22 protein-coding genes are annotated in these 21746 nt (G+C 67.3%); 16 read left to right on the top strand and 6 right to left on the bottom strand.

Annotated features, from left to right (window positions below; all coding sequences use genetic code 11):
- Positions 1–51: 51 nt before the first annotated feature.
- Genes G4G00_RS01845 through G4G00_RS01830 form a run of 4 tightly spaced genes read left to right on the top strand, consistent with a single transcriptional unit; the run spans position 52 to position 2909 of the window.
- A complete protein-coding gene (locus G4G00_RS01845; RefSeq protein WP_164270943.1) occupies positions 52–630 on the top strand; it encodes a nitroreductase in 579 nt (192 codons plus the stop codon).
- Between the two features lie 5 nt (positions 631–635).
- A complete protein-coding gene (locus G4G00_RS01840; RefSeq protein WP_164270957.1) occupies positions 636–1568 on the top strand; it encodes a 5'-3' exonuclease H3TH domain-containing protein in 933 nt (310 codons plus the stop codon).
- Positions 1565–2119 carry an NUDIX hydrolase gene (locus G4G00_RS01835; RefSeq protein ID WP_108752244.1) on the top strand — a complete coding sequence of 185 codons (555 nt, stop codon included), beginning with the start codon at positions 1565–1567 and terminating at the stop codon, positions 2117–2119. Before G4G00_RS01840 ends, G4G00_RS01835 begins: the two co-directional genes overlap by 4 nt.
- Entirely contained in the window at positions 2112–2909 is a 798-nt protein-coding gene (locus G4G00_RS01830) for an N-formylglutamate amidohydrolase (protein WP_164270941.1), read from the top strand. Before G4G00_RS01835 ends, G4G00_RS01830 begins: the two co-directional genes overlap by 8 nt.
- Positions 2910–3005: 96 nt before the next feature.
- Here the strand turns inward: G4G00_RS01830 and G4G00_RS01825 are convergent, their stop codons facing one another.
- Positions 3006–3677 (bottom strand): hypothetical protein, encoded by a 672-nt coding sequence (locus G4G00_RS01825; protein ID WP_164270939.1) that lies wholly within the window; start codon positions 3675–3677, stop codon positions 3006–3008.
- Positions 3674–5086, bottom strand: coding sequence for an MFS transporter (locus tag G4G00_RS01820; RefSeq protein ID WP_108755475.1), 1413 nt, complete (start codon positions 5084–5086; stop codon positions 3674–3676). Before G4G00_RS01820 ends, G4G00_RS01825 begins: the two co-directional genes overlap by 4 nt.
- A gap of 90 nt (positions 5087–5176) precedes the next feature.
- Between G4G00_RS01820 and G4G00_RS01815 the strand changes: the two genes are divergently transcribed.
- Positions 5177–6076, top strand: a complete 900-nt coding sequence (locus tag G4G00_RS01815) for a LysR family transcriptional regulator (protein WP_164270937.1) — start codon at positions 5177–5179, stop codon at positions 6074–6076.
- Positions 6077–6252: 176 nt separating this feature from the next.
- On the opposite strand, the gene pip is transcribed toward G4G00_RS01815, so the two are convergent.
- On the bottom strand, positions 6253–7194 hold the full coding sequence (gene pip / locus G4G00_RS01810) for a prolyl aminopeptidase (RefSeq protein WP_108748607.1): 942 nt from the start codon (positions 7192–7194) through the stop codon (positions 6253–6255).
- 49 nt (positions 7195–7243) lie between these two features.
- A complete protein-coding gene (gene prmC / locus G4G00_RS01805; protein ID WP_164270935.1) occupies positions 7244–8101 on the bottom strand; it encodes a peptide chain release factor N(5)-glutamine methyltransferase in 858 nt (285 codons plus the stop codon).
- A gap of 388 nt (positions 8102–8489) precedes the next feature.
- Between prmC and ahpC the strand changes: the two genes are divergently transcribed.
- The 6 genes from ahpC to G4G00_RS01775 all read left to right on the top strand — a co-directional run bounded on the left by ahpC (position 8490) and on the right by G4G00_RS01775 (position 14990).
- On the top strand, positions 8490–9053 hold the full coding sequence (ahpC, locus tag G4G00_RS01800; RefSeq protein WP_107229920.1) for an alkyl hydroperoxide reductase subunit C: 564 nt from the start codon (positions 8490–8492) through the stop codon (positions 9051–9053).
- Positions 9054–9275: 222 nt separating this feature from the next.
- Entirely contained in the window at positions 9276–10868 is a 1593-nt protein-coding gene (gene ahpF, locus G4G00_RS01795) for an alkyl hydroperoxide reductase subunit F (protein WP_108752240.1), read from the top strand.
- Positions 10869–10955: 87 nt separating this feature from the next.
- Positions 10956–11921, top strand: coding sequence for a LysR substrate-binding domain-containing protein (locus tag G4G00_RS01790; RefSeq protein WP_108752239.1), 966 nt, complete (start codon positions 10956–10958; stop codon positions 11919–11921).
- Between the two features lie 122 nt (positions 11922–12043).
- Complete coding sequence (gene rnk / locus G4G00_RS01785) at positions 12044–12448, top strand: nucleoside diphosphate kinase regulator (protein WP_108752238.1); 405 nt, start codon at positions 12044–12046, stop codon at positions 12446–12448.
- 50 nt (positions 12449–12498) lie between these two features.
- Entirely contained in the window at positions 12499–13455 is a 957-nt protein-coding gene (locus tag G4G00_RS01780) for a transaldolase (protein ID WP_108752237.1), read from the top strand.
- Between the two features lie 183 nt (positions 13456–13638).
- A protein-coding gene (locus tag G4G00_RS01775; RefSeq protein ID WP_164270933.1) for an IS3 family transposase occupies positions 13639–14990 on the top strand; the annotation gives its coding sequence in 2 pieces (ribosomal slippage) (positions 13639–14086 and positions 14086–14990; 1353 coding nt in all).
- A gap of 607 nt (positions 14991–15597) precedes the next feature.
- Here G4G00_RS01775 and msrA read toward each other — a convergent pair.
- Positions 15598–16263, bottom strand: coding sequence for a peptide-methionine (S)-S-oxide reductase MsrA (gene msrA, locus G4G00_RS01770; RefSeq protein ID WP_205515513.1), 666 nt, complete (start codon positions 16261–16263; stop codon positions 15598–15600).
- 30 nt (positions 16264–16293) lie between these two features.
- Complete coding sequence (locus G4G00_RS01765) at positions 16294–16557, bottom strand: DUF2007 domain-containing protein (RefSeq protein WP_108748601.1); 264 nt, start codon at positions 16555–16557, stop codon at positions 16294–16296.
- Positions 16558–16703: 146 nt separating this feature from the next.
- Between G4G00_RS01765 and G4G00_RS01760 the strand changes: the two genes are divergently transcribed.
- The 5 genes from G4G00_RS01760 (at position 16704) to rlmM (ending at position 21619) form a co-directional block, all read left to right on the top strand.
- Positions 16704–18452, top strand: coding sequence for a glutamine--tRNA ligase/YqeY domain fusion protein (locus G4G00_RS01760; protein WP_164270929.1), 1749 nt, complete (start codon positions 16704–16706; stop codon positions 18450–18452).
- Between the two features lie 43 nt (positions 18453–18495).
- Positions 18496–19143, top strand: a complete 648-nt coding sequence (locus G4G00_RS01755) for a hypothetical protein (RefSeq protein ID WP_164270927.1) — start codon at positions 18496–18498, stop codon at positions 19141–19143.
- Positions 19144–19173: 30 nt separating this feature from the next.
- A complete protein-coding gene (locus G4G00_RS01750) occupies positions 19174–19911 on the top strand; it encodes a DUF6348 family protein (RefSeq protein WP_108752232.1) in 738 nt (245 codons plus the stop codon).
- 96 nt (positions 19912–20007) lie between these two features.
- Positions 20008–20568, top strand: a complete 561-nt coding sequence (locus tag G4G00_RS01745; protein WP_108755466.1) for a nucleoside deaminase — start codon at positions 20008–20010, stop codon at positions 20566–20568.
- Complete coding sequence (gene rlmM, locus G4G00_RS01740; RefSeq protein ID WP_164270925.1) at positions 20552–21619, top strand: 23S rRNA (cytidine(2498)-2'-O)-methyltransferase RlmM; 1068 nt, start codon at positions 20552–20554, stop codon at positions 21617–21619. The genes G4G00_RS01745 and rlmM overlap by 17 nt, the downstream gene beginning before the upstream one ends.
- Positions 21620–21746 lie beyond the last annotated feature (127 nt).

Raw genomic sequence — 21746 nt, 5'->3', positions numbered from 1 at the left:
ATCAACCACCCCGACTATAATCATGTGCCCGTGATGACCGGTTCAGACTCCATGCCCGACCCCGCTGCCCTGCTCGCCCTGGATGCCCGCCGCTCGGTGCCCTCGCGGCAGCTGGGCGAACCCGGACCGGACCCGGCCACCCTGCTGCGCATGCTGACCTCGGCGGTGCGCGTGCCCGACCACGGCAAGCGGGTGCCGTTCCGCTTCCTGAAGATCGCCGGCGATGCGCGTCACACTCTGGGCGACTTTCTGGCCCAACGCAGCCGCGAGCGCGATCCGCACGCCGGCGATGCCGTATTCGAGAAGGACCGGCAGCGCTTCAGCCACGCCCCGCTGGTGATCGTGGTGGTGGCCAGCCCGCGCCCGGACGCCAAGGTGCCCGAGCAGGAACAGCTGATGACCGCCGGTTGCGTCTGCTTCGCCCTGCTGCAGGCCGCGCAGGCGCTGGGCTTCGGCGCCCAGTGGCTGACCGCGTGGATGGCCTTCGACCCGGCCGTGCACGCACACCTGGGCCTGGCCGACGGCGAGCGGATTGCCGGCTTCATCCATATCGGCACGCCGAAGGCGGCCGTGCCCGAGCGCGAACGCCCGGATGCGGCGGCCCTGCTGCAAAACTGGACCGCACCGTGAGCGCCGTGAGCGCCCAGCCCGCACCGCCGCTGTACCTGGTCGACGCCAGCATCTACGTGTTCCGCGCCTGGCACTCGCTGCCGGACGAGTTCCAGGACAGCCAGGGCTGGCCGACCAATGCCGTGCATGGCTTTGCCCGCTTCCTGCTGGACCTGCTGGAACGCGAGCGCCCCCGGCACATCGCCATCGCCTTCGACGAAGCCCTGGACAGCGGCTTCCGCCACCGCCTGTACCCGGCCTACAAGGCCAACCGCGACCCGGCACCGGAAGCGCTGAAGCGCCAGTTCGTGCACTGCAAGGCGCTGTGCGCCGCGCTGGGGCTGGCGGTGCTGGCCCATCATGATTTCGAGGCCGACGACCTGATCGGCAGCGCCCTGCACCGCCACCGCGGCAGCCACCGCGGGGTGATCATTTCCGCCGACAAGGATCTGTCGCAGCTGCTGCTGGACCACGACGAGCAGTGGGACTACGCGCGCAACCAGCGCTGGGACGTGGCCGGGGTGAAGGCCCGCCACGGCGTGCATGCGCACCAGATTGCCGACTATCTGGCGCTGTGCGGCGATGCGGTGGACAACATTCCCGGCGTCAGCGGCGTGGGCGCCAAATCGGCGGCGGTGCTGCTGGCCCACTTCGGCAGCATGGATGCGCTGTTTGAACGTATCGATGAAGTGCCGTTCCTGCGCCTGCGCGGTGCGGCACAGATGGCCGTGCGCCTGCGCGAACAGCGCGAGCACGCCCTGCTGTGGCGGCAGCTGACCACCATTGCCCTGGACGCGCCGCTGGACGGCAGCGCACCGGGCCTGCTGCGCCAGCCCGCCGACCCGGAGCTGCTGGATGGCCTGTGCCAGACCCTGCGTTTCGGGCCGCTGACCCGCCGCCGCCTGTTCGCCGCCACCGGCATGGCCGACCCTCTTCCCACACCCAGCGAGCCCGCATGAGCCAGCGCAACACTGAAGCACCGCGTGTCGTCTACGAAGGCAAGTACCAGCGCATGGTGGTGCGCGGCACCTGGGAGTACAGCGAACGCACCCACGCCGGCGGCCTGGCCGCGATCATCATTGCGGTCACCCCCGAGGACAAGGTGCTGTTCGTCGAACAGTTCCGCGTGCCGTTGCAGGCCCCGACCATCGAAATGCCGGCTGGCCTGGTCGGCGACGTGGATGCGGGCGAATCGATTGAAGCATCGGCGGTGCGCGAGCTGGAGGAAGAAACCGGCTGGACCGCCGACCATGCCGAAGTGCTGATGATCGGCCCGACCTCGTCCGGCGCCAGCAGCGAAAAGATCGCCTTCGTGCGCGCCACCGGCCTGCGCCGGGTGGGCAGCGGCGGCGGCGATGACAGCGAGAACATCACCGTGCACGAGATTTCGCGCAGCGACGCGGCAGCCTGGCTGGTGCAGAAGATGGGCGAAGGCTACGAGCTGGACGCCAAGCTGTGGGCCGGGCTGTGGATGATCGAACACCACCTGGATGGGCGCCCGCGTGGCTGACGCCGACCTGCACGGGCTGCCGGCCCTGCTGGGTGCCGACGACCCGGCCATCTACACCGTCCACCGCGCACAGGGGGCGTCGCCCTACCTGCTGCTGGCCGACCACGCCGGCCAGCAGGTACCGCGCGGCCTGGCACAGCTGGGCCTGCCGCAGCACGAACTGGATCGCCACATCGGCTGGGACATCGGCATTGCCGGCACCACCCGTGCACTGGCCGGGCTGCTTGATGCCTGGGCGATCGAACAGACCTATTCGCGCCTGCTGATCGACTGCAACCGCCCGTTGGCATCGCCCACGCTGATTCCGGAAGTGAGCGACCACACGGTGGTGCCGGGCAACGCCGGGCTGTCGGCAGCGCAGCGCCAGCAGCGCATCGACGCGATCCACGCGCCCTACCACGCGCGCATCGATGCCGAACTGGACGCGCGCCGCGATGCGGGCCGGCCGACCCTGCTGGTGATGATGCACAGCTTCACCCCGGCAATGAACGGCGTGCAGCGACCGTGGCATGCCGGCGTGCTGTACCACCAGGACACCCGCTTCGCGCAGGCGCTGCTGCAGGCCCTGCGCAACGAGGGCGATCTGGTGGTGGGCGACAACGAACCGTATTCGGTGAACCGCAGCAGCGACTACGCGGTGCCGGTGCACGGCGAAGACCGTGGGCTGGTGCATGTGGAACTGGAGATCCGCCAGGACCTGATTGCCGATGCCGCCGGCCAGCAGGCATGGGCGCAGCGGTTGGCGCGGATTTTCAGTGCATTGCAGCCGGCGTTGCTGGCGGCGGCATGAGCGCCATCCACGTAATCAAAGGACGGTAGCGCCGGGCCATGCCCGGCGGCATTGGAATCCACCGTCGCGTTGCGCCTCGCCGGGCATGGCCCGGCGCTACGGCAGGCGGGGCGCGTCCATCCACGGGAACGGCTTGAACCCGTGCACCTGCACGGTCGCGCCGATGGCCTCGAAGTCGTGCTTGATGGCCTGCGCGCGGTTGCGGTCCAGCGCTTCGCCCACCAGCAGCGGCAGTGCACGGCAACGTGCCAGCGCCTCGCCCACCGGCACCTCGTGCAGACGGGCCACGCGCTGTGCAGCGGACTTCAACCGAGCGTCCGGACAGGCCACCATCTGCAGATCGAACGCGGCGAAGATGCCCGCGCCCACACCGGCTGCGCGCGCCGCCGCCTGCGCGTCGGCCGTGGCTTCGCCCAGCGCCTCGTCAATGCCCTCGACCTGCTGGAACGCGTCGTACTCGTGGTAGTAGGCCAGCGCCGCTGCGTAGTCGGCCAGGCCGGACAACGGATGCTGGCGCTTCTGCACGTCCAGCACGTCGGCAAACGTGGCCGGCTCCAGGTAGGGGGTCAGCCCCAGCGCACGCGCCTCGGCCGGCACCTCGCTGTCATCGTCGAAGGCGGTGTCTTCGTCGGGCGGCAGCCAGAAGCGGGCCTGTAGCAGATCGCCTTCGCTGGCATGCACCCAGCCGAAGGATGCGTACACATCGTGGTCATCGCTGCAGGCCGCGAAGGCCTGCAGCGTCTGTTCCAGGTCCAGCAGTTCGATCATGCGTCATTGGCCAGGCAGGCAGGGGCGTTCGAGTCTACCGCTGCCGGGCGCAGGCCCAGCGCGATCAGCACACCGAACAGGGCGAACAACGCGGCACCGTATTCGGCACGCACCAGGCCATCGAGCGCGGTCGCCGACCCCGCTGCGCCGGCACCGGCATTGGCCACCATCACCAGCACCGCCAGGCCCAGCGCGCCGCCGATCTGCTGCGCCGTGGCGGCCATGCCCGAGGCCACCCCCTGCTGCGCGGCCGGCACGCCCTGCCCGGCCACGATCCACATCGAGGTCCAGGTCATGCCCTGGCCGATGCTCAACACCACCACGCCCGGCAGTAGCGGCCAGAAGTTCGATCCGTGCGGCAGGGTGGCCGCCACCCAGGCGATGCCCAGGGCACCGGCCAGTTGGCCCAGCACCAGCACCTTGCGTGCGCTCCAGCGCTGCAAGGCCCACTCGGCCAACTGGATGCCCAGCGTGCACACCGCCGTGGCTGGCAGGAACGCCAAGCCGGCCTGCAGCGGGCTCCAGCCGTAACCATCCTGGAAATACAGCGCCATGAAGTAGTACTGCACGCCGTAGCTGCTCATGAAGGCGAAGGTGAGGCCGAGCGCCGCGCGCAGGCCCGGCAGGCGCAGCAGCGCGAACTGCATCAGCGGATCGCGGCTGCGCTGCTCGATCTGCACGAAGGCCACCAGCAGCAGCGCCGACAGCACCAGGCAGCCCAGCGTGGCCGGCGCGGTCCAGCCCCATTCCGGCCCCTGCACCAGGGTGGTCACCAGCAGGCTGCCGCCCAGGGTGACGGTGATGCAGCCAGCCAGGTCGAATGAACGGCCCTGCGCGCGCGGGCCATCGGCCGGCAGCCACGCACCGGCGGCGATGGCACAAGCGGTGGCCAGCGGCACGATCACCGCCAGCACCGCCGGCCAGCCGAAGGCCTGGGTCAACACCCCGCCCAGCAGGGTGCCCAGCGCCAGGCCGACCGCGCTGGCCATGCTCCAGATCGCCAGCGCGCGGTTGCGCACCGGGCCTTCGGCATACAGCGTGTTGATCAGCGCCAGCGTGGCCGGGAACAACAGCGCGGCGCCGATGCCCTGGGCCGCACGCGCGATGATCAGCAGCGTGGCATTGGGTGCCAGCGCGCCCAGCAACGAAGCCAGTGCGAACAGCAGCATGCCCAGCCGGTAGAAGCGGCGGCGCCCGATCAGGTCGGCCGCGCGCCCACCCAGCAGCAGGCTGCCGCCGAACGCCACGGTGTAGGCGCTGACCACCCACTGCAGCTGCTGCGCGTTGATCTGCAGCGCGCGGCCCATGTCATGCAGGGCAACGAAGATGATGGTGGCATCCAGGGCGATGATCAGCTGCGCGGTGGCAAGCAGGGTCAGCGCCCAGCGGGGGTACTTGAGGGGAGGCATCGGCGGCCTGGAGCAAGGGGGGAGCGCAGTCTCATTGATGCAGCACGATCAATAAACCCCTCCACGTCGATATCTGCGATGATTTTTCGCATGAATGGACCGTCAACCGATCTCAACGCCGTGCGCATGCTGGTGCAGGTGGCCGAAGCGCGCAGTTTCACCGTGGCCGCCGGCCAGCTCGGGCTGAGTCAGTCGGGCCTGTCGCGCGCCATTGGGCGGCTGGAGGCCGCGCTGGGGGTGAAGCTGCTGCAGCGGAACACCCGCAACGTGGCACTGACCCCGGACGGCCGCCAATTCGTGGACCAGGTAACGCCCCTGCTGTGCGGGCTGGAAGACGCCGAGCGGCAACTGGCCGATCGCCCCTGCATGCCCTCGGGCGTGCTGAAGATCAGCGCGCCCTCGATGTTCGGGCGCAAGGTACTGGTGCCGATGCTGGGGCCACTGCTGGAACGGCATCCGCAGCTGCAGGTAGAGGCCGTGCTCAGCGACCGGCTGGTGGACCTGGTGGAAGAAGGCTTCGATGCGGCCCTGCGCACCGGCCCGATCGCCGACCAGCGCATGGTGGCGCGCGCGCTGCGACCGCTGCACTGGGTCACGGTAGCCAGTCCGGCCTACCTGGCCCGTTGCGGCACACCCCTGCAGGTGGCCGATCTGCAGGCCCACGCCTGCCTGGCGGTGCGCAATCTGCGCAGTGGGCGGGTGGTGGACTGGCAGTTCATGCAGAACGGTCAGCTGTGCGAGATGGCGCCCGCCACCCGCATGGTGTTCGACAGCGGCGACCCGCTGGTGGAAGCGGCCATCGCCGGCATCGGCATCGTGCAGGTAATGGATTTCGCCGTGGCCGACGCCCTGGCCGACGGCCGCCTGCAGCGCGTGCTGCAGCCGTTCGAAGGCCGCAGCCGCGCCCTGTCGCTGATCTACCCGCCGTCGCGGCAGCACTCACCGAAGCTGCAGGTACTGGCCGAAGCCTTGCTGGCCGGGCATTGGTAGATCCACGCCATGCGTGGATGAATCCCTGATACGCGGTAGCGCCGGGCCATGCCCGGCGAGCCGCATCGCGTCGGCGGAACGGAATGCCGCCGGGCGTGGCCCGGCGCTACCGGTGCTACACGGTCGGAACGGGGTCAGAGCCCTTTCCGTGGGAAAGGGATCTGACCCCTTCGGCATTACGCGAAGCTGTCGGTTGCGCGCACCAGCGCGTCCACGTTCTCCGCTTCGAACGCCGAATGACCCGACGCCGGGGTGATTTCCAGCTTCGCCTTCGGCCACACCTTGGTCAGGTCCCAGGCGTTGGCCAGCGGGCAGACCACGTCGTAGCGGCCGTGCACGATCACGCCGGGAATATCGGCAATGCGGTGCGCGTCGCGCAGCAGCTGGTCTTCCACCTCGAAGAAGCCGCCGTTGACGAAGTAGTGGTTCTCGATGCGGGCGAACGCCAGGGCGAAGTGCGGATCTTCGTGGCTGTTGATGAAGTCGTCGTCCACGTGCAGGAAGCTGGTCGCGCCTTCCCACACCGCCCACGCCTTGGCCGCTTCCAGCCGGGTGGTTTCGTCTTCGCTGGTCAGGCGGCGATGGAACGCCGAGATCAGGTCATGGCGCTCGACCGCCGGAATCGGCTTCAGGTAGTGCTCCCAGGCATCGGGGAACAGGCGGTTGGCGCCTTCCTGGTAGAACCATTCCAGTTCCCAGCGGCGCAGCATGAAGATGCCGCGCAGCACCAGCTCGGTCACCCGCTGCGGGTGGGTTTCGGCATAGGCCAGCGCCAGGGTCGAACCCCAGCTGCCGCCGAACACCTGCCAGCGATCCACCTTCAGGTGCTCGCGCAGCTTTTCGATATCGGCCACCAGATCCCAGGTGGTGTTGTCGACCAGGTCCGCGTGCGGGGTGGAACGGCCAGCGCCGCGCTGGTCGAACAGGATGATGCGGTACTTGGCCGGGTCGTGGAACTGGCGCATCTTGTCGCTGCAGCCGCCACCCGGGCCACCGTGCAGCATCACCACCGGCTTGCCGTCCGGGTTGCCGCACTGTTCGAAGTACAGCGTGTGGCGGTCGTCGACCTTCAGGGTGCCGACGTCGTAGGGGGTGATGGCGGGGTACAGCGTACGCATGCTTGCAGCTCCGTGGTGGTGCCCTGCCGCTGGCAGGAGAACCCCCATTCTAGGCCGGTCGCCGCCCCAGGGTGACCCGGTCGCGCTGTTCAAGGTCCTGCGCGGTGCTTACCTCGGCCAGGCCCGCGGCGTCGAACAGCGCGCGGATCGCCGCGCCCTGGTCCCAGCCGTGTTCGACCAGCAGCCAGCCACCGGGCTGCAGGTGCGCGCAGGCGCCTTCGACGATGGCACGGATGTCGTCCAGGCCATCCACGCCCGACGCCAGTGCCGTGGCCGGTTCGAAGCGCAGGTCGCCCTGCTGCAGGTGCGGGTCGTCACTGGCGATATAGGGCGGATTGCTGGCGATCAGGTCGAAACGCGCGCCCTGCAGCGGCGCATACCAGTCACGCCCACCCTCGGCGAAGCGCACGTTGCGCAGTTCATGGCGTGTGGCATTGCGCGCGGCGACGGCCAGTGCAGCAGTACTGGCGTCGGTGGCCAGCACCTGCGCCTGAGGGCGCTCGCTGGCCAGGGCCAGGGCAATCGCACCGCTGCCGGTGCCGAGGTCGGCCACCTGCAGGGCGCGGTCCAGCGGCAGGCGCTCCAGCGCCAGCTCCACCAGCAGCTCGGTTTCCGGTCGCGGGATCAGGGTAGCGGCGTCGACGTCCAGATCCAGGGTCCAGAAGCCACGGCGTCCGGTCAGGTAGGCCACCGGCTCGCCAGCCATGCGGCGGGCCAGCAGCGCCTCGAAGGCGGCCTGTTCAGCTTCCGGCAGCGGTTCGGTGGCGTGGGCGAACAGCCAGCTTCGCGGGCGCTCCAGCACGTGTAGCAGCAGCAGTTCGGCCTCGTGGCGGGCGTCGAGGCCGCCAAGCCGGGCGGTGGCCGCGGCCACGATCTGGCGCAGCGAGGATTCGGATTCAAAGGACATGCTGCAATTGTAGAGTCGAGCTTGCTCGACTGCTTCGGCAATGCAGTCGAGCATGGCTCGACTCTACAAGGCAAAAGCAGTCGAGCATGGCTCGACTCTACAAGGCAAAAGCAGTCGAGCAAGCTCGACTCTACAAAAGCGGGGTTCGTTCAGGTTGGCGGGACTGGCATAAGGGCGGGCTATCAGGCCCACGCCGCCGGTCCAGGAAATTTTCCTTTCCATACATAGAGTTGCAGGACGGTTGGCGTCCAATTGGCAAGCTACCCACTGAATTTCAATAGACAGTATCTATTGAATAGATGAAATCAATGCATTGTTCTTATCGATGCGGAATCGGTAACCTAGCTCCTGTCGATTCACCCACTCCCCTTCACCCAGAGGAAAAACGATGTCCCTGATCAACACTCCGATCCAGTCGTTCGAAGCCAATGCCTACCACAACGGCGAGTTCATCAAGGTTTCCGACAACAGCCTGAAGGGCCAGTGGTCCGTCCTGATCTTCATGCCGGCCGCCTTCACCTTCAACTGCCCGACCGAGATTGAAGACGCCGCTGACCATTACGCCGAATTCAAGAAGGCCGGCGCCGAGGTCTACATCGTCACCACCGACACCCACTTCTCGCACAAGGTCTGGCACGAAACCTCGCCGGCCGTGGGCAAGGCCCAGTTCCCGCTGGTGGGCGACCCGACCCACAAGCTGACCCGCGCCTTCGGCGTGCACATTGAAGAAGAAGGCCTGGCCCTGCGTGGCACCTTCATCATCAACCCGGAAGGCGTGATCAAGACCCAGGAGATCCACTCCAACGAGATCGCCCGTGACGTGGCCGAGACCCTGCGCAAGCTGAAGGCCGCCCAGTTCACCGCCGCCAACCCGAACCAGGTCTGCCCGGCCAAGTGGAAGGAAGGCGAGAAGACCCTGACCCCGTCGCTGGACCTGGTCGGCAAGATCTAAAGCGCTACCGGCCTGCGCTGGCCCCACGCCAGTGCGCGCCCTTCATCCCCGTGCCGGCCCCACGCCGGCGTGGGGGTGAACCCAAGACAGCCAACGCACGCCAGCCTTGGCCAGCCAGCCCCTTCCACGGTCGCTGTCTTGGGTTCACCCCTACCCCCTGCTGGTCCGCTACCTTCTACAGCGGTGCCACGCCCACGCTTTGCCTGAAACCAGGAGAGAACCATGTTGGACGCCAACCTGCAGTCGCAGCTGAAGACCTATCTGGAACGCGTGACCCGCCCGATCCAGATCACCGCGCGCGCCGACGATGGCGCCAAGTCGCAGGAAATGCTGGAACTGCTGCAGACCCTGGAAAGCCTGTCGGACAAGATTTCGCTGCAGGTGCTGCGCGATGGCCAGGGCCGCGTGCCCTCGTTCGACCTGGGTACCCCGGGCCAGGATATCCACCTGACCTTTGCCGGCCTGCCGATGGGCCACGAGTTCACCTCGCTGGTGCTGGCGCTGCTGCAGGTGGGCGGTCATCCGTCAAAGGCCACCGCCGAGCTGATCGAGCAGGTGCAGAACCTGGAAGGCGAGTACAAGTTCGAAACCTACTTCTCGCTGTCCTGCCAGAACTGCCCGGACGTGGTGCAGGCGCTGAACCTGGCTGCGGTGCTGAACCCGCGCATCCAGCACGTGGCCATCGACGGTGCGCTGTTCCAGGAGGAAGTGGAAAAGCGCGAGATCATGTCCGTGCCCACCGTCTATCTCAACGGCGAAGTGTTCGACCAGGGCCGGATGACCCTGGAGCAGATCGTGGCCAAGCTGGACACCAACGCCGGCAAGCGCGATGCCGAGAAGATCGCCGCCAAGGACGCCTTCGACGTCCTGGTGGTGGGCGGTGGCCCGGCCGGTGCCGCAGCGGCCATCTATGCCGCGCGCAAGGGCATCCGTACCGGCATCGCCGCCGAGCGCTTCGGTGGCCAGGTGCTGGACACCATGGCCATCGAGAACTTCATTTCGGTGAAGGAAACCGAAGGCCCGAAGCTGGCCACGGCGCTGGAACAGCACGTGCGCGAGTACGAAGTGGACATCATGAACCTGCAGCGCGCCAGCGCGCTGGTGCCGGCCGGTGAAGACGGCCTGGTGCAGGTGCAGCTGGAAAATGGCGCGGTGCTGAAGTCGCGCTCGGTCATCCTGTCCACCGGCGCGCGCTGGCGGCAGATGAACGTGCCGGGCGAAGACCAGTACCGCAACAAGGGCGTGGCCTACTGCCCGCACTGCGATGGCCCGCTGTTCAAGGGCAAGCGCGTGGCGGTGATCGGCGGCGGCAATTCCGGCGTGGAAGCGGCCATCGATCTGGCCGGCATCGTGTCGCATGTAACGCTGCTGGAGTTCGATTCCAGCCTGCGTGCCGACGAAGTGCTGCAGAAGAAGCTGCGCAGCCTGGGCAACGTGACTGTACTGACCAGCGCACAGACCACCGAAGTGCTGGGCGATGGCAGCAAGGTGACCGGCTTGGTCTACAAGGACCGCGTGGGTGGCGATTCCCACCGCGTCGAGCTGGAAGGCATCTTCGTGCAGATCGGCCTGCTGCCCAACACCGAATGGCTGAAGGACAGCGTGGCGCTGTCGCCGCGCGGCGAGATCGTGATCGACGACCGTGGCCAGACCAACGTGCCGGGTGTGTTCGCCGCCGGTGATTGCACCACGGTACCCTACAAGCAGATCATCATCGCCATGGGCGCCGGTTCCACCGCGGCACTCAGCGCCTTCGACCACCTGATCCGCTCGTCGGTGAGCACCGGCAGTGGTGCGGTGGCCGAAGCGGCCTGATCCACCGTTCCCAGCCCACCGGGAACATCGTTAGCCTGCTGGGTCGACCAAGCCGACCGCCGGTCCGTTTTCCCTGGGGTCTGAAGGATGAACCTACGCGATCTGAAGTACCTGGTGGCCTTGGCCGATCACAAGCATTTCGGCCGGGCCGCCGCCTCCTGTTTCGTCAGCCAGCCCACGCTGTCCACCCAGATCCGCAAGCTGGAGGAAGAGCTGGGGCTGCCGCTGGTGGAACGTGCGCCGCGCAAGGTGATGCTGACCCCCGCCGGCCAGGAAGCGGCCGCGCGGGCGCGGGTGATCGTGTCCGAAGTGGAGCAGTTGAAGGAAGCAGCGCGGCGCAACCGCGACCCGGAAGCCGGCACCGTGCGCCTGGGCATTTTCCCCACCCTGGGGCCGTACCTGCTGCCGCACGTCATTCCGCGCATCCGCAGCCGCTTCCCGGAACTGGAACTGCTGCTGGTGGAAGAAAAGAGCGATGTGCTGCTGGAGCGCCTGCGCGACGGCAGGCTGGACGCGGCGCTGCTGGCACTGCCGGTGGTGGACGACCAGCTGCATGCCGAATTCCTGTTTGAAGAGCCGTTCCTGCTGGCCGTTTCCGGCCGCCATCCGCTGGCCCGCCGCGAACACATGGATGTGCAGGAACTGGCCACGCAGAAGCTGCTGCTGCTGGAAGACGGCCATTGCCTGCGCGACCAGGCACTGGAAGTGTGCCGCCTGTTCGGCGCCAACGAGAAATCCGAATTCCGCGCCACCAGCCTGGAAACCCTGCGGCAGATGGTCGCCGCCGACGTGGGCATCACCCTGCTGCCCAGCCTGTCGGTGCAGCCGCCGGTGCCGCGCTCGAGCAACATCCGCCTGATCGATTTCGTCGGCGAAGGCCGGCCCAGCCGCCGCATCGCCATGATCTGGCGGCGCAGCTCGGCCATGCATGGCTTCCTGATGGACCTGGCCGAACAGTTCAAACAGCTGCCGCAGGCGCTGTTCACCCTGGACGACCAGGGCGTGCCGGCCGGCGAAGCGCCGGTGGTGGCGCAGCCGCTGCTGAACGGCTGAACCCCGTCGAACCTGCCGCGGCACGGCCGGGAGTCGATTCCGGCCACATTTGTCCCCACAATAGCCCCAGGCGGCGCTCGAAGCGCCGCCTTTTGCATGGCTTTCAACCAAGGAGCACCACCATGAACACCGCCAGCGGCCTGCCGCCGTCGATCACCGTTTCCAGCTTCGACATGGACCGCCTGGAGGCCATGCTCGATTCCCCCGCGCTGAGCCAGACGCCTGCCGCGCTCGCGCTTTCCCAGGAACTCAACCGGGCCACCGTGCTGGCGCCGGATCAGATTCCCGAAGGCATCGTGATGATGCATTCGCGCGTGGAGTGCGAAGATGAGGTCTCGGGCGAGAAGCACGTCCTGACCCTGGTCTTCCCCCGCGAAGCCAATGTCGATGAAGGCAAGGTGTCCGTGCTGGCCCCGGTGGGCAGCGCCCTGCTGGGCCTGGCCGTTGGCCAGAGCATCGACTGGAACGCCCCCGGCGGCCGCAAGCTGCGGCTGCGCGTGACCGCGGTCCACAACGACCGCCCCTGAAACCCGCTGCGCACCGCGCGCGATCCGATTTCCCTGCACCAGGAGCCGTAATGAGCAACACGTCCAAACTGTCCCAGCTGCGCGAACTGTCGGTAGTCGTTGCCGATACCGGTGACTACGACGCGATCAAGCGCCTGCAGCCGGTGGATTGCACCACCAACCCGACCCTGGTGAAGAAGGCACTGGACCTGCCGGTCTATGCCGAGCTGATCGAGCGCGAACTGGCCTGGGGCCGCCAGCAGGGCGGCGACCGCGAAGCCGTGGTGCATGCCGTGGCCGACCGCCTGACCATCGGCGTGGGTGCCCTGCTGAGCACCCTGGTGCCGGGCCGCGTGTCCACCGAAGTGGACGCCGACCAGGCCCACGACACCGCTGCCACGGTGGCCAAGGCCCGCCAGTTCATCCAGATGTACGCCGACGCCGGCGTGCCGCGCGAAAAGATCCTGATCAAGATCGCCGCCACCTGGGAAGGCGTGGAAGCGGCGCGCATCCTGCAGGCCGAAGGCATCGACTGCAACCTGACCCTGATCTTCAACCCGACCCAGGCGCTGGCCTGCAGCGAAGCCGGCGCGTTCCTGATCTCGCCGTTCGTGGGCCGCATCCTGGACTGGTACGTGGCCAACGGCCAGACCCCGGCCAACATCGACGAAGACCCGGGCGTGAAGTTCGTGCGCGGCGTGTATGCCGAGTTCAAGCGCCGTGGTTCGCCGACGGTGGTGATGGGCGCCTCGTTCCGTTCCACCGCGCAGATCGAAGCGCTGGCCGGCTGCGACCGCCTGACCATTTCGCCGGACCTGCTGGAAAAGCTGGACGCCGACCACGGCGAACTGCCGCGCAAGCTGGTGGCCGGTGCGGCCGACGGCGTGGCGGTGACCCCGATCGACGCGGCGAAGTTCGCGGCCGACCTGGCAGCGGACCCGATGGCCACCGAGAAGCTGGCCACCGGTATCGACGCCTTCGCCAAGGACCTGCAGGCGCTGCGCGAGCGCATCCGTTCGGAACTGTGATTGCGGCCAACGGCTGAGCCCCTCGTGGCGGGGGGCTCGGTTCGGTAGAGTCGAGCTTGCTCGACTGACTGCTGGAACAACAGCCGCGCTGGGTCGGGCGGGTTGGGTTCGCGGGAGACGCCGTAAACCCATCCTTGAAGTGACCCCCGGGAGTTGGACACCTGATCCGACCCCGAGGTTTGCATGAATAGATATGAGGTTTGTTTCAAATTACAGGTCGCCAAGGAGGCCTGTAACACCTCCACATCGGTCAAGGCGGTTGCCCGCCGCCATGGCCTGGAGTTTTCCACAGTCAGGCGGTGGGCCGCGACCTACCGACTGCATGGGCGACCGGGGTTTGACCGCAAACCCCGGTCCTACGATCTCCAGTTCAAGCTGGCCGTCCTGGAGAAGATGAGTCAGGACGGCATGTCCGCGCGCGAGGCGACCACCTTCTTCCAGATTGGCGATGCCGGCGCAGTGGGGCTGTGGCGGCGCCTGTATGCTGAGAGGGGTGCCCAAGCGTTGGCACCGCCACCATTACCGCCTCAAAAGCCGATGAAAAAGACCCGCTCGTCCAAGCCCGCCGAGGACATGAGCCGCGATGAGCTCCTCAAGGAAGTGGCCTACCTGCGTGCGGAGACCGCTTACCTAAAAAAACTCGATGCCTTGATCCGGGAAGAGCAGGCGGCGCAGCGCGCAAAGCGCAAGCCATCCAAGGATTGAGGCAGACCTACGCGCTGCCGCTGTTGCTCGAGGCGGCTGAGCTCTCTCGCAGCACGTTCTATTACCAGATCAATGCCTTGGCCCATCCCGACGGGGGCGAGGAGGAACTGCGTGAGCGCATCCGCTCGATCTACGACAAGCACCAAGGGCGCTACGGCTACCGCCGCATAACGTTGGAGCTGGCCAATCAGGGCGAAGCCATCAACCACAAGCGGGTGCAGCGGCTGATGACCGAACTGGGCCTGCGCTCGCGGGTACGCATCAAGCGCTATCGCGCGTTCAAGGGAGCGGCCAATGTCGTGGTTCCCAACGACCTGGGCCGCCAGTTTGAGGCTGAGATGCCCAATCGCAAGTGGGTGACCGATGTAACCGAGTTCAAGGTGCAGGGCATGAAGCTCTATCTTTCGCCGATCATGGACCTCTACAACGGCGAAATCGTGGCATACCAGATGAAGCGCCGGCCCGTGTTTGACCTGGTGGGTGAAATGCTGGACCAAGCGATCAGGAGGCTTTCACCGGAAGATCGTCCGATGATCCACTCCGACCAAGGCTGGCACTACCAGCACGAAAACTACCGCCACAAGCTCGAAAAGCACTCGCTGAAACAGAGCATGTCCCGGCGTGGCAAGTGCCTGGACAACGCGGCCATGGAAAGCTTCTTCGGGACCCTGAAGTCGGAATTTTTCTACCTGAACACCTTTGACAGCATCGATAGCCTGGAAGCTGGGCTGGTGGAGTACATCCGGTACTACAACGAGAATCGTATCCGCTTGAAACTAAAGGGCTTGAGCCCCGTACAGTACCGGGAGCAGGCCGCGCTGGCCGCCTGATCCCCCACCTGTCCAACTTCAGGGGGTCATTTCACCTTGGGGGCTTGGCCGCCGCTTGCTCGTGTGCGCTGTCCTGCACACACGGCAAGACCGGGGTTGGGCGTCCTGCCCAACCCGCCCGAGGCATGCCTCGGGCCCATGCGGCGGACACTCCCGCGAACCCAACCCGCCCGCCCTCTGACAGTTCCCGGTGGCCGCCCGCCACGGAAGAAAGAAAGAAGAGCAAACGCGGGTCGCGCGCTGCGCTTGCTCGCAGTCGAGCAAGCTCGACTCTACGGGGCAATGCACGATCAAAGAAAAAGGACGCGGCGAAGGCCGCGTCCTTTTTCTTTTCCATCAGTTCGTCACCAGCCCACTGCTCTTGCCCACCGTCACCGGGAAACTGTCGAAGGTGGGACGGGGGCGGCTGGCAGGACCGCAGGCGCCATGGATGGCGCCTACGAGCCTACAGGGACGTACTTGCGGCGTGTCCTGCCAGCCGCCCCCGTCCCGCCAGATCCTCAGCAACCCAGAGCCGCTTTTGCTTTCAGCCGACTAACAGTCGGCTCTACCGGTCGGCTCTACCGGTCGGCTCTACCGGTCGGCTCTACAGGCGGACCTCCGCGCGTCAGCGCGGCGCCTCCACATCCAGCCCGATCGGGCAGCTCACGCCGGTGCCGCCAATCCCGCAGTAGCCGTTCGGGTTCTTCGCCAGGTACTGCTGGTGGTAATCCTCGGCGTAGTAGTACTCCGGCGCCGGGTACACGATCTCGGTGGTGATCGGCCCGTAACCGGCCGCATCCAGCTGTGCCTGGTAGGCCTCGCGGCTGGCCAGCGCGGCCGCGTACTGCGCCTCGCTCGTGGCATGGATGGCCGAACGGTACTGGGTGCCGGTGTCGTTGCCCTGGCGCATGCCCTGGGTCGGGTCATGGCTTTCCCAGAACAGCTGCAGCAGCCGCTCCAGGCTGACCACCGCCGGATCGAACACCACCTGCACCACTTCGGTGTGGCCGGTCAGGCCCGAACAGACCTCTTTGTAGGTCGGGTTCGGGGTGATGCCACCGGCATAGCCCACCGAGGTGCTGTACACGCCCGGCTCGCTCCAGAACTTGCGCTCGGCGCCCCAGAAACAGCCCAGCGCGAAACGGATCTGCTGCAGGCCGGCGAAGCGGTCCTTCAGCGGATGGCTGTTCACGAAGTGCTGGTTGCTGTGCAGCGGCAACGGCTGGTCGCGCCCCGGCAGCGCCTCTTCCGCACGCGGAAGACGCTGCTTGAAGGCCCCGATGCCGAGGATGCCCTGTCCAATTCCCAACATGATGCGCTCCTACGCCGGTTGTCCGGCCCAATCGTCTGCATCGGAAATGGGGTCGGCCGGGCCCTGGCCCAAGTCCAGCCCGGCCACGATGTCTTCGGCCTGCGGCCGCGCCGCATCGGGAATGCCGACCCGCAGCACGCCGAACAGCGGCAGCTCGCCCATGCCGCCCAGCAGCGATTCGCCGAACACGAAGGCGGGAATGCCTGCGTCTTCCAGCGCGTGCTTCACCAGGTGGGCGTCGAACAGGTTGTCGGCCTTGTACACGATGTGCATGGGGCAGCTCCTCGGGGCAGGGTTCCAGCATACGCCCGGGGCCTGAATCGCGCCGCTGCGCCCGCCGGGCATGGCGGCAAACCCCGGCAGCCCTGGCCGGTACGCGCTAGACTGTTGGTCTTTCTGCCCTTTTTCGCCCCAGACTCATGTCCGAGCACACCCCCGCCAGCCCCGAGACCCCCGCCGACAGCCACGAGAAGCGCGATTTCATCCGCCAGATCGTGCGCGAGGACCTGGCCAGCGGCAAGCACCAGGCGATCAAGACCCGCTTCCCGCCCGAGCCGAACGGCTACCTGCACATCGGCCACGCCAAGTCGATCTGCCTGAACTTCGGCCTGGCCGGTGAGTTCAGCGGCGTGTGCAACCTGCGCTTCGACGACACCAACCCGGCCAAGGAAGACCCCGAGTACGTGGCCGCCATCCAGGACGACGTGCGCTGGCTGGGCTTCGAGTGGAACGAGCTGCGCCATGCCTCGGACTACTTCCAGACCTATTACCTGGCCGCCGAGAAGCTGATCGGACAGGGCAAGGCCTATGTCTGCGATCTGTCGGCCGAGGAAGTGCGCGCCTACCGCGGCACCCTGACCGAGCCGGGCCGCCCGTCGCCGTGGCGCGACCGCAGCGTGGAGGAAAACCTCGACCTGTTCCGCCGCATGCGTGCCGGTGAATTCCCGGACGGCGCGCGCACCGTGCGCGCGAAGATCGACATGGCCAGCGGCAACATCAACCTGCGCGATCCGGCCCTGTACCGCATCAAGCACGTCGAGCACCAGAACACCGGCAACGCGTGGCCGATCTACCCGATGTACGACTTCGCCCATGCGCTGGGCGATTCCATCGAGGGCATCACCCACTCGCTGTGCACGCTGGAATTCGAAGACCATCGCCCGCTGTACGACTGGTGCGTGGACAACGTCGATTTCGCCCATGACGATGCGCTGACCCAGCCGCTGGTCGATGCCGGCCTGCCGCGCGAAGCAGCCAAGCCGCGCCAGATCGAGTTCTCGCGCCTGAACATCAACTACACGGTGATGAGCAAGCGCAAGCTGATGGCGCTGGTGACCGAACAGCTGGTGGACGGCTGGGAAGACCCGCGCATGCCGACCCTGCAGGGCCTGCGCCGCCGTGGCTACACCCCGGCCGCGATGCGCCTGTTCGCCGAGCGCGTGGGCATCAGCAAGCAGAATTCGATGATCGATTTCAGCGTGCTGGAAGGCGCGCTGCGCGAAGACCTGGACAGCGCCGCGGCACGCCGCATGGCGGTGATCGACCCGGTGAAGCTGGTGCTGACCAACCTGGCCGAAGGCCACGAAGAGCAGCTGACCTTCAGCAACCACCCAAAGGACGAAAGCTTCGGCAGCCGCCAGGTGCCGTTCGCACGCGAAATCTGGATCGACCGCGAGGACTTCGCCGAAGTGCCGCCCAAGGGCTGGAAGCGCCTGGTGCCGGGCGGCGAAGTGCGCCTGCGCGGCGCCGGCATCATCCGCTGCGATGAAGTGATCAAGGATGCCGACGGCACCATCACCGAACTGCGCGGCTGGCTGGATCCGGAATCGCGCCCGGGCATGGAAGGCGCCAACCGCAAGGTGAAGGGCACCATCCACTGGGTCAGCGCCGTGCATGGCGTGCCTGCGGAAATCCGCCTGTACGACCGACTGTTCTCGGTGCCGAACCCGGACGACGAATCGGAAGGCAAGACCTACCGCGATTACCTGAACCCGGAATCGCGCCGCACCGTCACCGGCTATGTTGAACCGGCCGCGGCCAGCGCCACGCCGGAACAGTCGTTCCAGTTCGAGCGCACCGGCTACTTCGTCGCCGACCGCCGCGACCACACCGAAGCCAAGCCGGTGTTCAACCGCAGCGTGACCCTGCGCGACACCTGGTCGGCCTGAGGAACCGCGCGGGCGCCAGGACGGCGCCCGCACGCCCGCGACAATGACCGCCGCCCCCTCCGCCCTGCTCTGGTTCCTGTCCCAGCACCCGTTGCTGGCATTGCCGGTGCTGATGGCGCTGGCCGGGCTGCTGTCGTGGTGGCGGCGCACCCCGCTGTACCTGATCGCCATGCTTCCGCTGGCGATGCTGAATGTCTTCCTGGGTTCGTTCGTCAACGCGGCCTGGGTGAACGGGATCGGCGAGCGTGGCGAGGCGGTGATCGTCAAGGCCGAGGAAACCAGTTCCACCCTCAACGACCGCTATATCTGGCGTTACGAGGCGGTGGTGCACACCGCCGATGGCCAGGATGTGGACGTGGTGTTCCATACCAACACGATCTCGCTGTGGCCGCTGGAAAACACGATCCGCATTCCCGCGCAGGGCGAGCCCTTCGTGGTGAAGTACGCGCCGGGCTTCCCGCGCAGCATCGTGATCCTCACCAACGAATCGCCGCATGGCATCGCCCAGTCACGCGCCCGTGCACGCGAGCGGGTGGAGGTGGCCGCACGCAGGCTGCATTTCAGCCCCGGCAACGAGCGCTTCCGCGCTGATTACCGCCGCGAGCTGGACACCTGGCTGCGCGACCATGGCGATGACCCGCAGCAGCAGTCACAGGCGCAGCGCTACCGCGACGAACGCGAAGCGCTGTGACCGCTGCCCCCTTTCACTGACAGGCCTGACATGACCGCTACCGCCAACCCGTTTCTTCCGCTGCTGATGCAGGTCCTGCACGGCCGCGACATTGCCTGCACCGTCGACGGCACCGAGCTGGTGCTGGACAGCGGCCTGCGCCTGGTCGCGCACGGCGTTGCGTCGAACGCCCGCGACAATGGCGGCTGGCAGACCTCCACGGTGATCGAGGCACGCCATCCGGAACTGTTCGCTGACGGCCTGTTCGAGTACCAGCACGCCGCCGGCGACAGCGAGCAGGATGCAGTGCTGTCCGGCTTCGAAAACTGGGTGCGGGTCGACCTGGCCACCCTGCAGGCGGCCATCGGCGCCGACGATGCGCCGGAGCTGCAGATGCTGACCCTGCGCTACCCGGCCGAGGAAACCGGCACGGCGCTGGCGCGCGCGGTGGTGCTGGGGCCGCTGGCCCACTACCGCAGTGAACCCCGCGATGAAACCGCCGCCTGCAGCGAGGACGACCACGGCTCCTGCCCCTGCTGCCTGTTCACCCAGAGCCTGGAGGCGTTCAACGATCTGCTGAAGACCCGCCAGTTCCTCGGCATCCGCCTGTTCGCCTCGCGCGATGCCGACGGCCAGTGCGAGGCCGACTGCCGGGTGAACGGCCATGATTTCCCCGCCGCCCTGCCCCTGCTGCGCGCCTACGCTGCGCGCTGGCCGCAGGCCGGGCTGGAGTTCCGCAAGCAGTACGTGGTGGTCCGCACCGACACGGACGCCGAAACCGACGCCTGATCCCGCGCCGACACCCCCGCTGCATGCCGCTGCGGCTACACTGCGCGCCGGCTGTTGTTCCTGCCCCACCTTTCCACCCTACGAGGCACCCCCGCGATGCTGTACGCGCAAGTCCACCTGACCCTTCCCGCCTGGATCCACGACCAGATCGACCTGGATCGTCGCTATCCGGGCGACGAGGCCAAGGTCGCACTGGCGATCGAGCTGTCGCGGCTGAATGTCGAACACGCCAGTGGCGGCCCGTTCGGCGCCGTCGTGTTCGGCCCCGATGACAAGGTGATCGCCGCCGGCGTGAACCGCGTCGTGCCGCACGCCACCTCGCTGGCGCACGCCGAAAACATGGCCTACATGCTGGCCCAGCAGCGCCTGCAGACCCCGCGCCTGAACGCGGTGCTGTCGCCGGTCACCCTGGCCACCAGCTCGCAGCCGTGCTGCCAGTGCTACGGCGCCACCGTGTGGGCCGGCATCGACCGCCTGTTGATCGGTGCCAGCTCGGCCGACGTGGAAGAACTGACCCCGTTCGACGAAGGCCCGCTGCCGGCCGACTGGGTGGGCGAGCTGAACAAGCGCGGCATTGAAGTGGTGCAGGGCCTGAACCGCGATGCCGCGCGCAGCGTGCTGCGTGCCTATGGGGAAGCCGATGGCACCCGTTACTGAGACCGGAATCGGCCTGCTCTGCCTGTGCCGGCAGGGCTTCGAGCCGGAGCTGGCCGGCGAGCTGCAGCACCGCGCCGGCCAGGCCGGTTTCGCCGGCTATGCACGCACCCAGCGCAATGACGGCTACGTGCTGTTCATGTGCGACGAAGCCGCCGCGCTGGCCCCGCGCCTGCCGTGGCGCGAACTGATCTTCGCGCGGCAGAAGCTGGTGGTACTGGCCGAGCTGCCGCAGCTGGACCCGAGCGACCGCATCACCCCGATGCTGGAGGTGCTGGCCGATGCGCCGCGCTTCGGCGATCTGTGGGTGGAACACCCCGATTCGGATGCCGGCAAGCCGCTGTCCGGCCTGGCCCGCGCGTTCGGCAATGCGTTGCGCCCGGCGCTGCGCAAGGCCGGCAAGCTGACCGACAAGCCGAACAACCGCCTGCCGCGCCTGCATGTGGTCTTCGTCGATGGCACCCACGCGTTCGTCTGCGTGGCCGACCCGGCCGACAGCGCGCCGTGGGCGTTGGGCATTCCGCGCCTGAAGCTGCTGCCGGAAGCCCCGTCGCGTTCGGCGCTGAAGCTGGACGAGGCACTGCTGACCCTGCTGGCACCGGAAGAGCGCGAGGCCCTGGTGAAACCGGGCATGCGCGCGGCCGACCTGGGCGCCGCGCCCGGCGGCTGGACCTGGGTGCTGACCCGCCAGCACGTGCATGTGCTCAGCATCGACAATGGCCCGTTGCGCCAGCACGTGCTGGATACCGGGCTGGTCGAACACCTGCGCGCCGACGGCTTCCACTGGCACCCGGACCAGCCGTTGGACTGGATGGTCTGCGACATGGTCGAACAGCCGCGCCGCGTGGCCGAACGCATGGCCACCTGGTTCCGCGAAGGCTGGTGCCGGCACGCGATCTTCAACCTGAAGCTGCCGATGAAGAAGCGCTGGGACGAGACGCGGTTGTGCCTGGACCTGTTCCAGGAACAGGCAGGCAAGCCGCTGGTGGTACGGGCCAAGCAGCTGTACCACGACCGTGAAGAGATCACGGTGCTCGCCTCGCCGCTGCGCTGAGGCGCGCACCGCGCAGTCGGTAGGTGCCAACCTTGGTTGGCACAACCTCTGAAACGCCTTCGCCCCATCTGGGCCGACGTTGCCTGACAGACGTGCCAACCAAGGTTGGCACCTACCAGAGCGGCGT

The organism is Stenotrophomonas sp. B1-1, assembly GCF_010894375.1.
Taxonomy (GTDB): Bacteria; Pseudomonadota; Gammaproteobacteria; order Xanthomonadales; family Xanthomonadaceae; genus Stenotrophomonas.
Note: the sequence above shows the minus strand (reverse complement) of the source record. Positions and strands in the feature narration are given on the sequence as shown.

Excerpts from the sequence above, each read along its gene's own strand:
- G4G00_RS01845 (WP_164270943.1), top strand. The coding sequence starts at position 52 with ATGCCCGACCCCGCTGCCCTGCTCGCCCTGGATGCCCGCCGCTCGGTG.
- G4G00_RS01835 (WP_108752244.1), top strand. The coding sequence starts at position 1,565 with ATGAGCCAGCGCAACACTGAAGCACCGCGTGTCGTCTACGAAGGCAAG.
- G4G00_RS01825 (WP_164270939.1), bottom strand. The coding sequence starts at position 3,677 with ATGATCGAACTGCTGGACCTGGAACAGACGCTGCAGGCCTTCGCGGCC.
- G4G00_RS01820 (WP_108755475.1), bottom strand. The coding sequence starts at position 5,086 with ATGCCTCCCCTCAAGTACCCCCGCTGGGCGCTGACCCTGCTTGCCACC.
- G4G00_RS01815 (WP_164270937.1), top strand. The coding sequence starts at position 5,177 with ATGAATGGACCGTCAACCGATCTCAACGCCGTGCGCATGCTGGTGCAG.
- pip (WP_108748607.1), bottom strand. The coding sequence starts at position 7,194 with ATGCGTACGCTGTACCCCGCCATCACCCCCTACGACGTCGGCACCCTG.
- prmC (WP_164270935.1), bottom strand. The coding sequence starts at position 8,101 with ATGTCCTTTGAATCCGAATCCTCGCTGCGCCAGATCGTGGCCGCGGCC.
- ahpC (WP_107229920.1), top strand. The coding sequence starts at position 8,490 with ATGTCCCTGATCAACACTCCGATCCAGTCGTTCGAAGCCAATGCCTAC.
- ahpF (WP_108752240.1), top strand. The coding sequence starts at position 9,276 with ATGTTGGACGCCAACCTGCAGTCGCAGCTGAAGACCTATCTGGAACGC.
- G4G00_RS01790 (WP_108752239.1), top strand. The coding sequence starts at position 10,956 with ATGAACCTACGCGATCTGAAGTACCTGGTGGCCTTGGCCGATCACAAG.
- rnk (WP_108752238.1), top strand. The coding sequence starts at position 12,044 with ATGAACACCGCCAGCGGCCTGCCGCCGTCGATCACCGTTTCCAGCTTC.
- G4G00_RS01780 (WP_108752237.1), top strand. The coding sequence starts at position 12,499 with ATGAGCAACACGTCCAAACTGTCCCAGCTGCGCGAACTGTCGGTAGTC.
- G4G00_RS01765 (WP_108748601.1), bottom strand. The coding sequence starts at position 16,557 with ATGCACATCGTGTACAAGGCCGACAACCTGTTCGACGCCCACCTGGTG.
- G4G00_RS01760 (WP_164270929.1), top strand. The coding sequence starts at position 16,704 with ATGTCCGAGCACACCCCCGCCAGCCCCGAGACCCCCGCCGACAGCCAC.
- G4G00_RS01755 (WP_164270927.1), top strand. The coding sequence starts at position 18,496 with ATGACCGCCGCCCCCTCCGCCCTGCTCTGGTTCCTGTCCCAGCACCCG.
- G4G00_RS01750 (WP_108752232.1), top strand. The coding sequence starts at position 19,174 with ATGACCGCTACCGCCAACCCGTTTCTTCCGCTGCTGATGCAGGTCCTG.
- G4G00_RS01745 (WP_108755466.1), top strand. The coding sequence starts at position 20,008 with ATGCTGTACGCGCAAGTCCACCTGACCCTTCCCGCCTGGATCCACGAC.
- rlmM (WP_164270925.1), top strand. The coding sequence starts at position 20,552 with ATGGCACCCGTTACTGAGACCGGAATCGGCCTGCTCTGCCTGTGCCGG.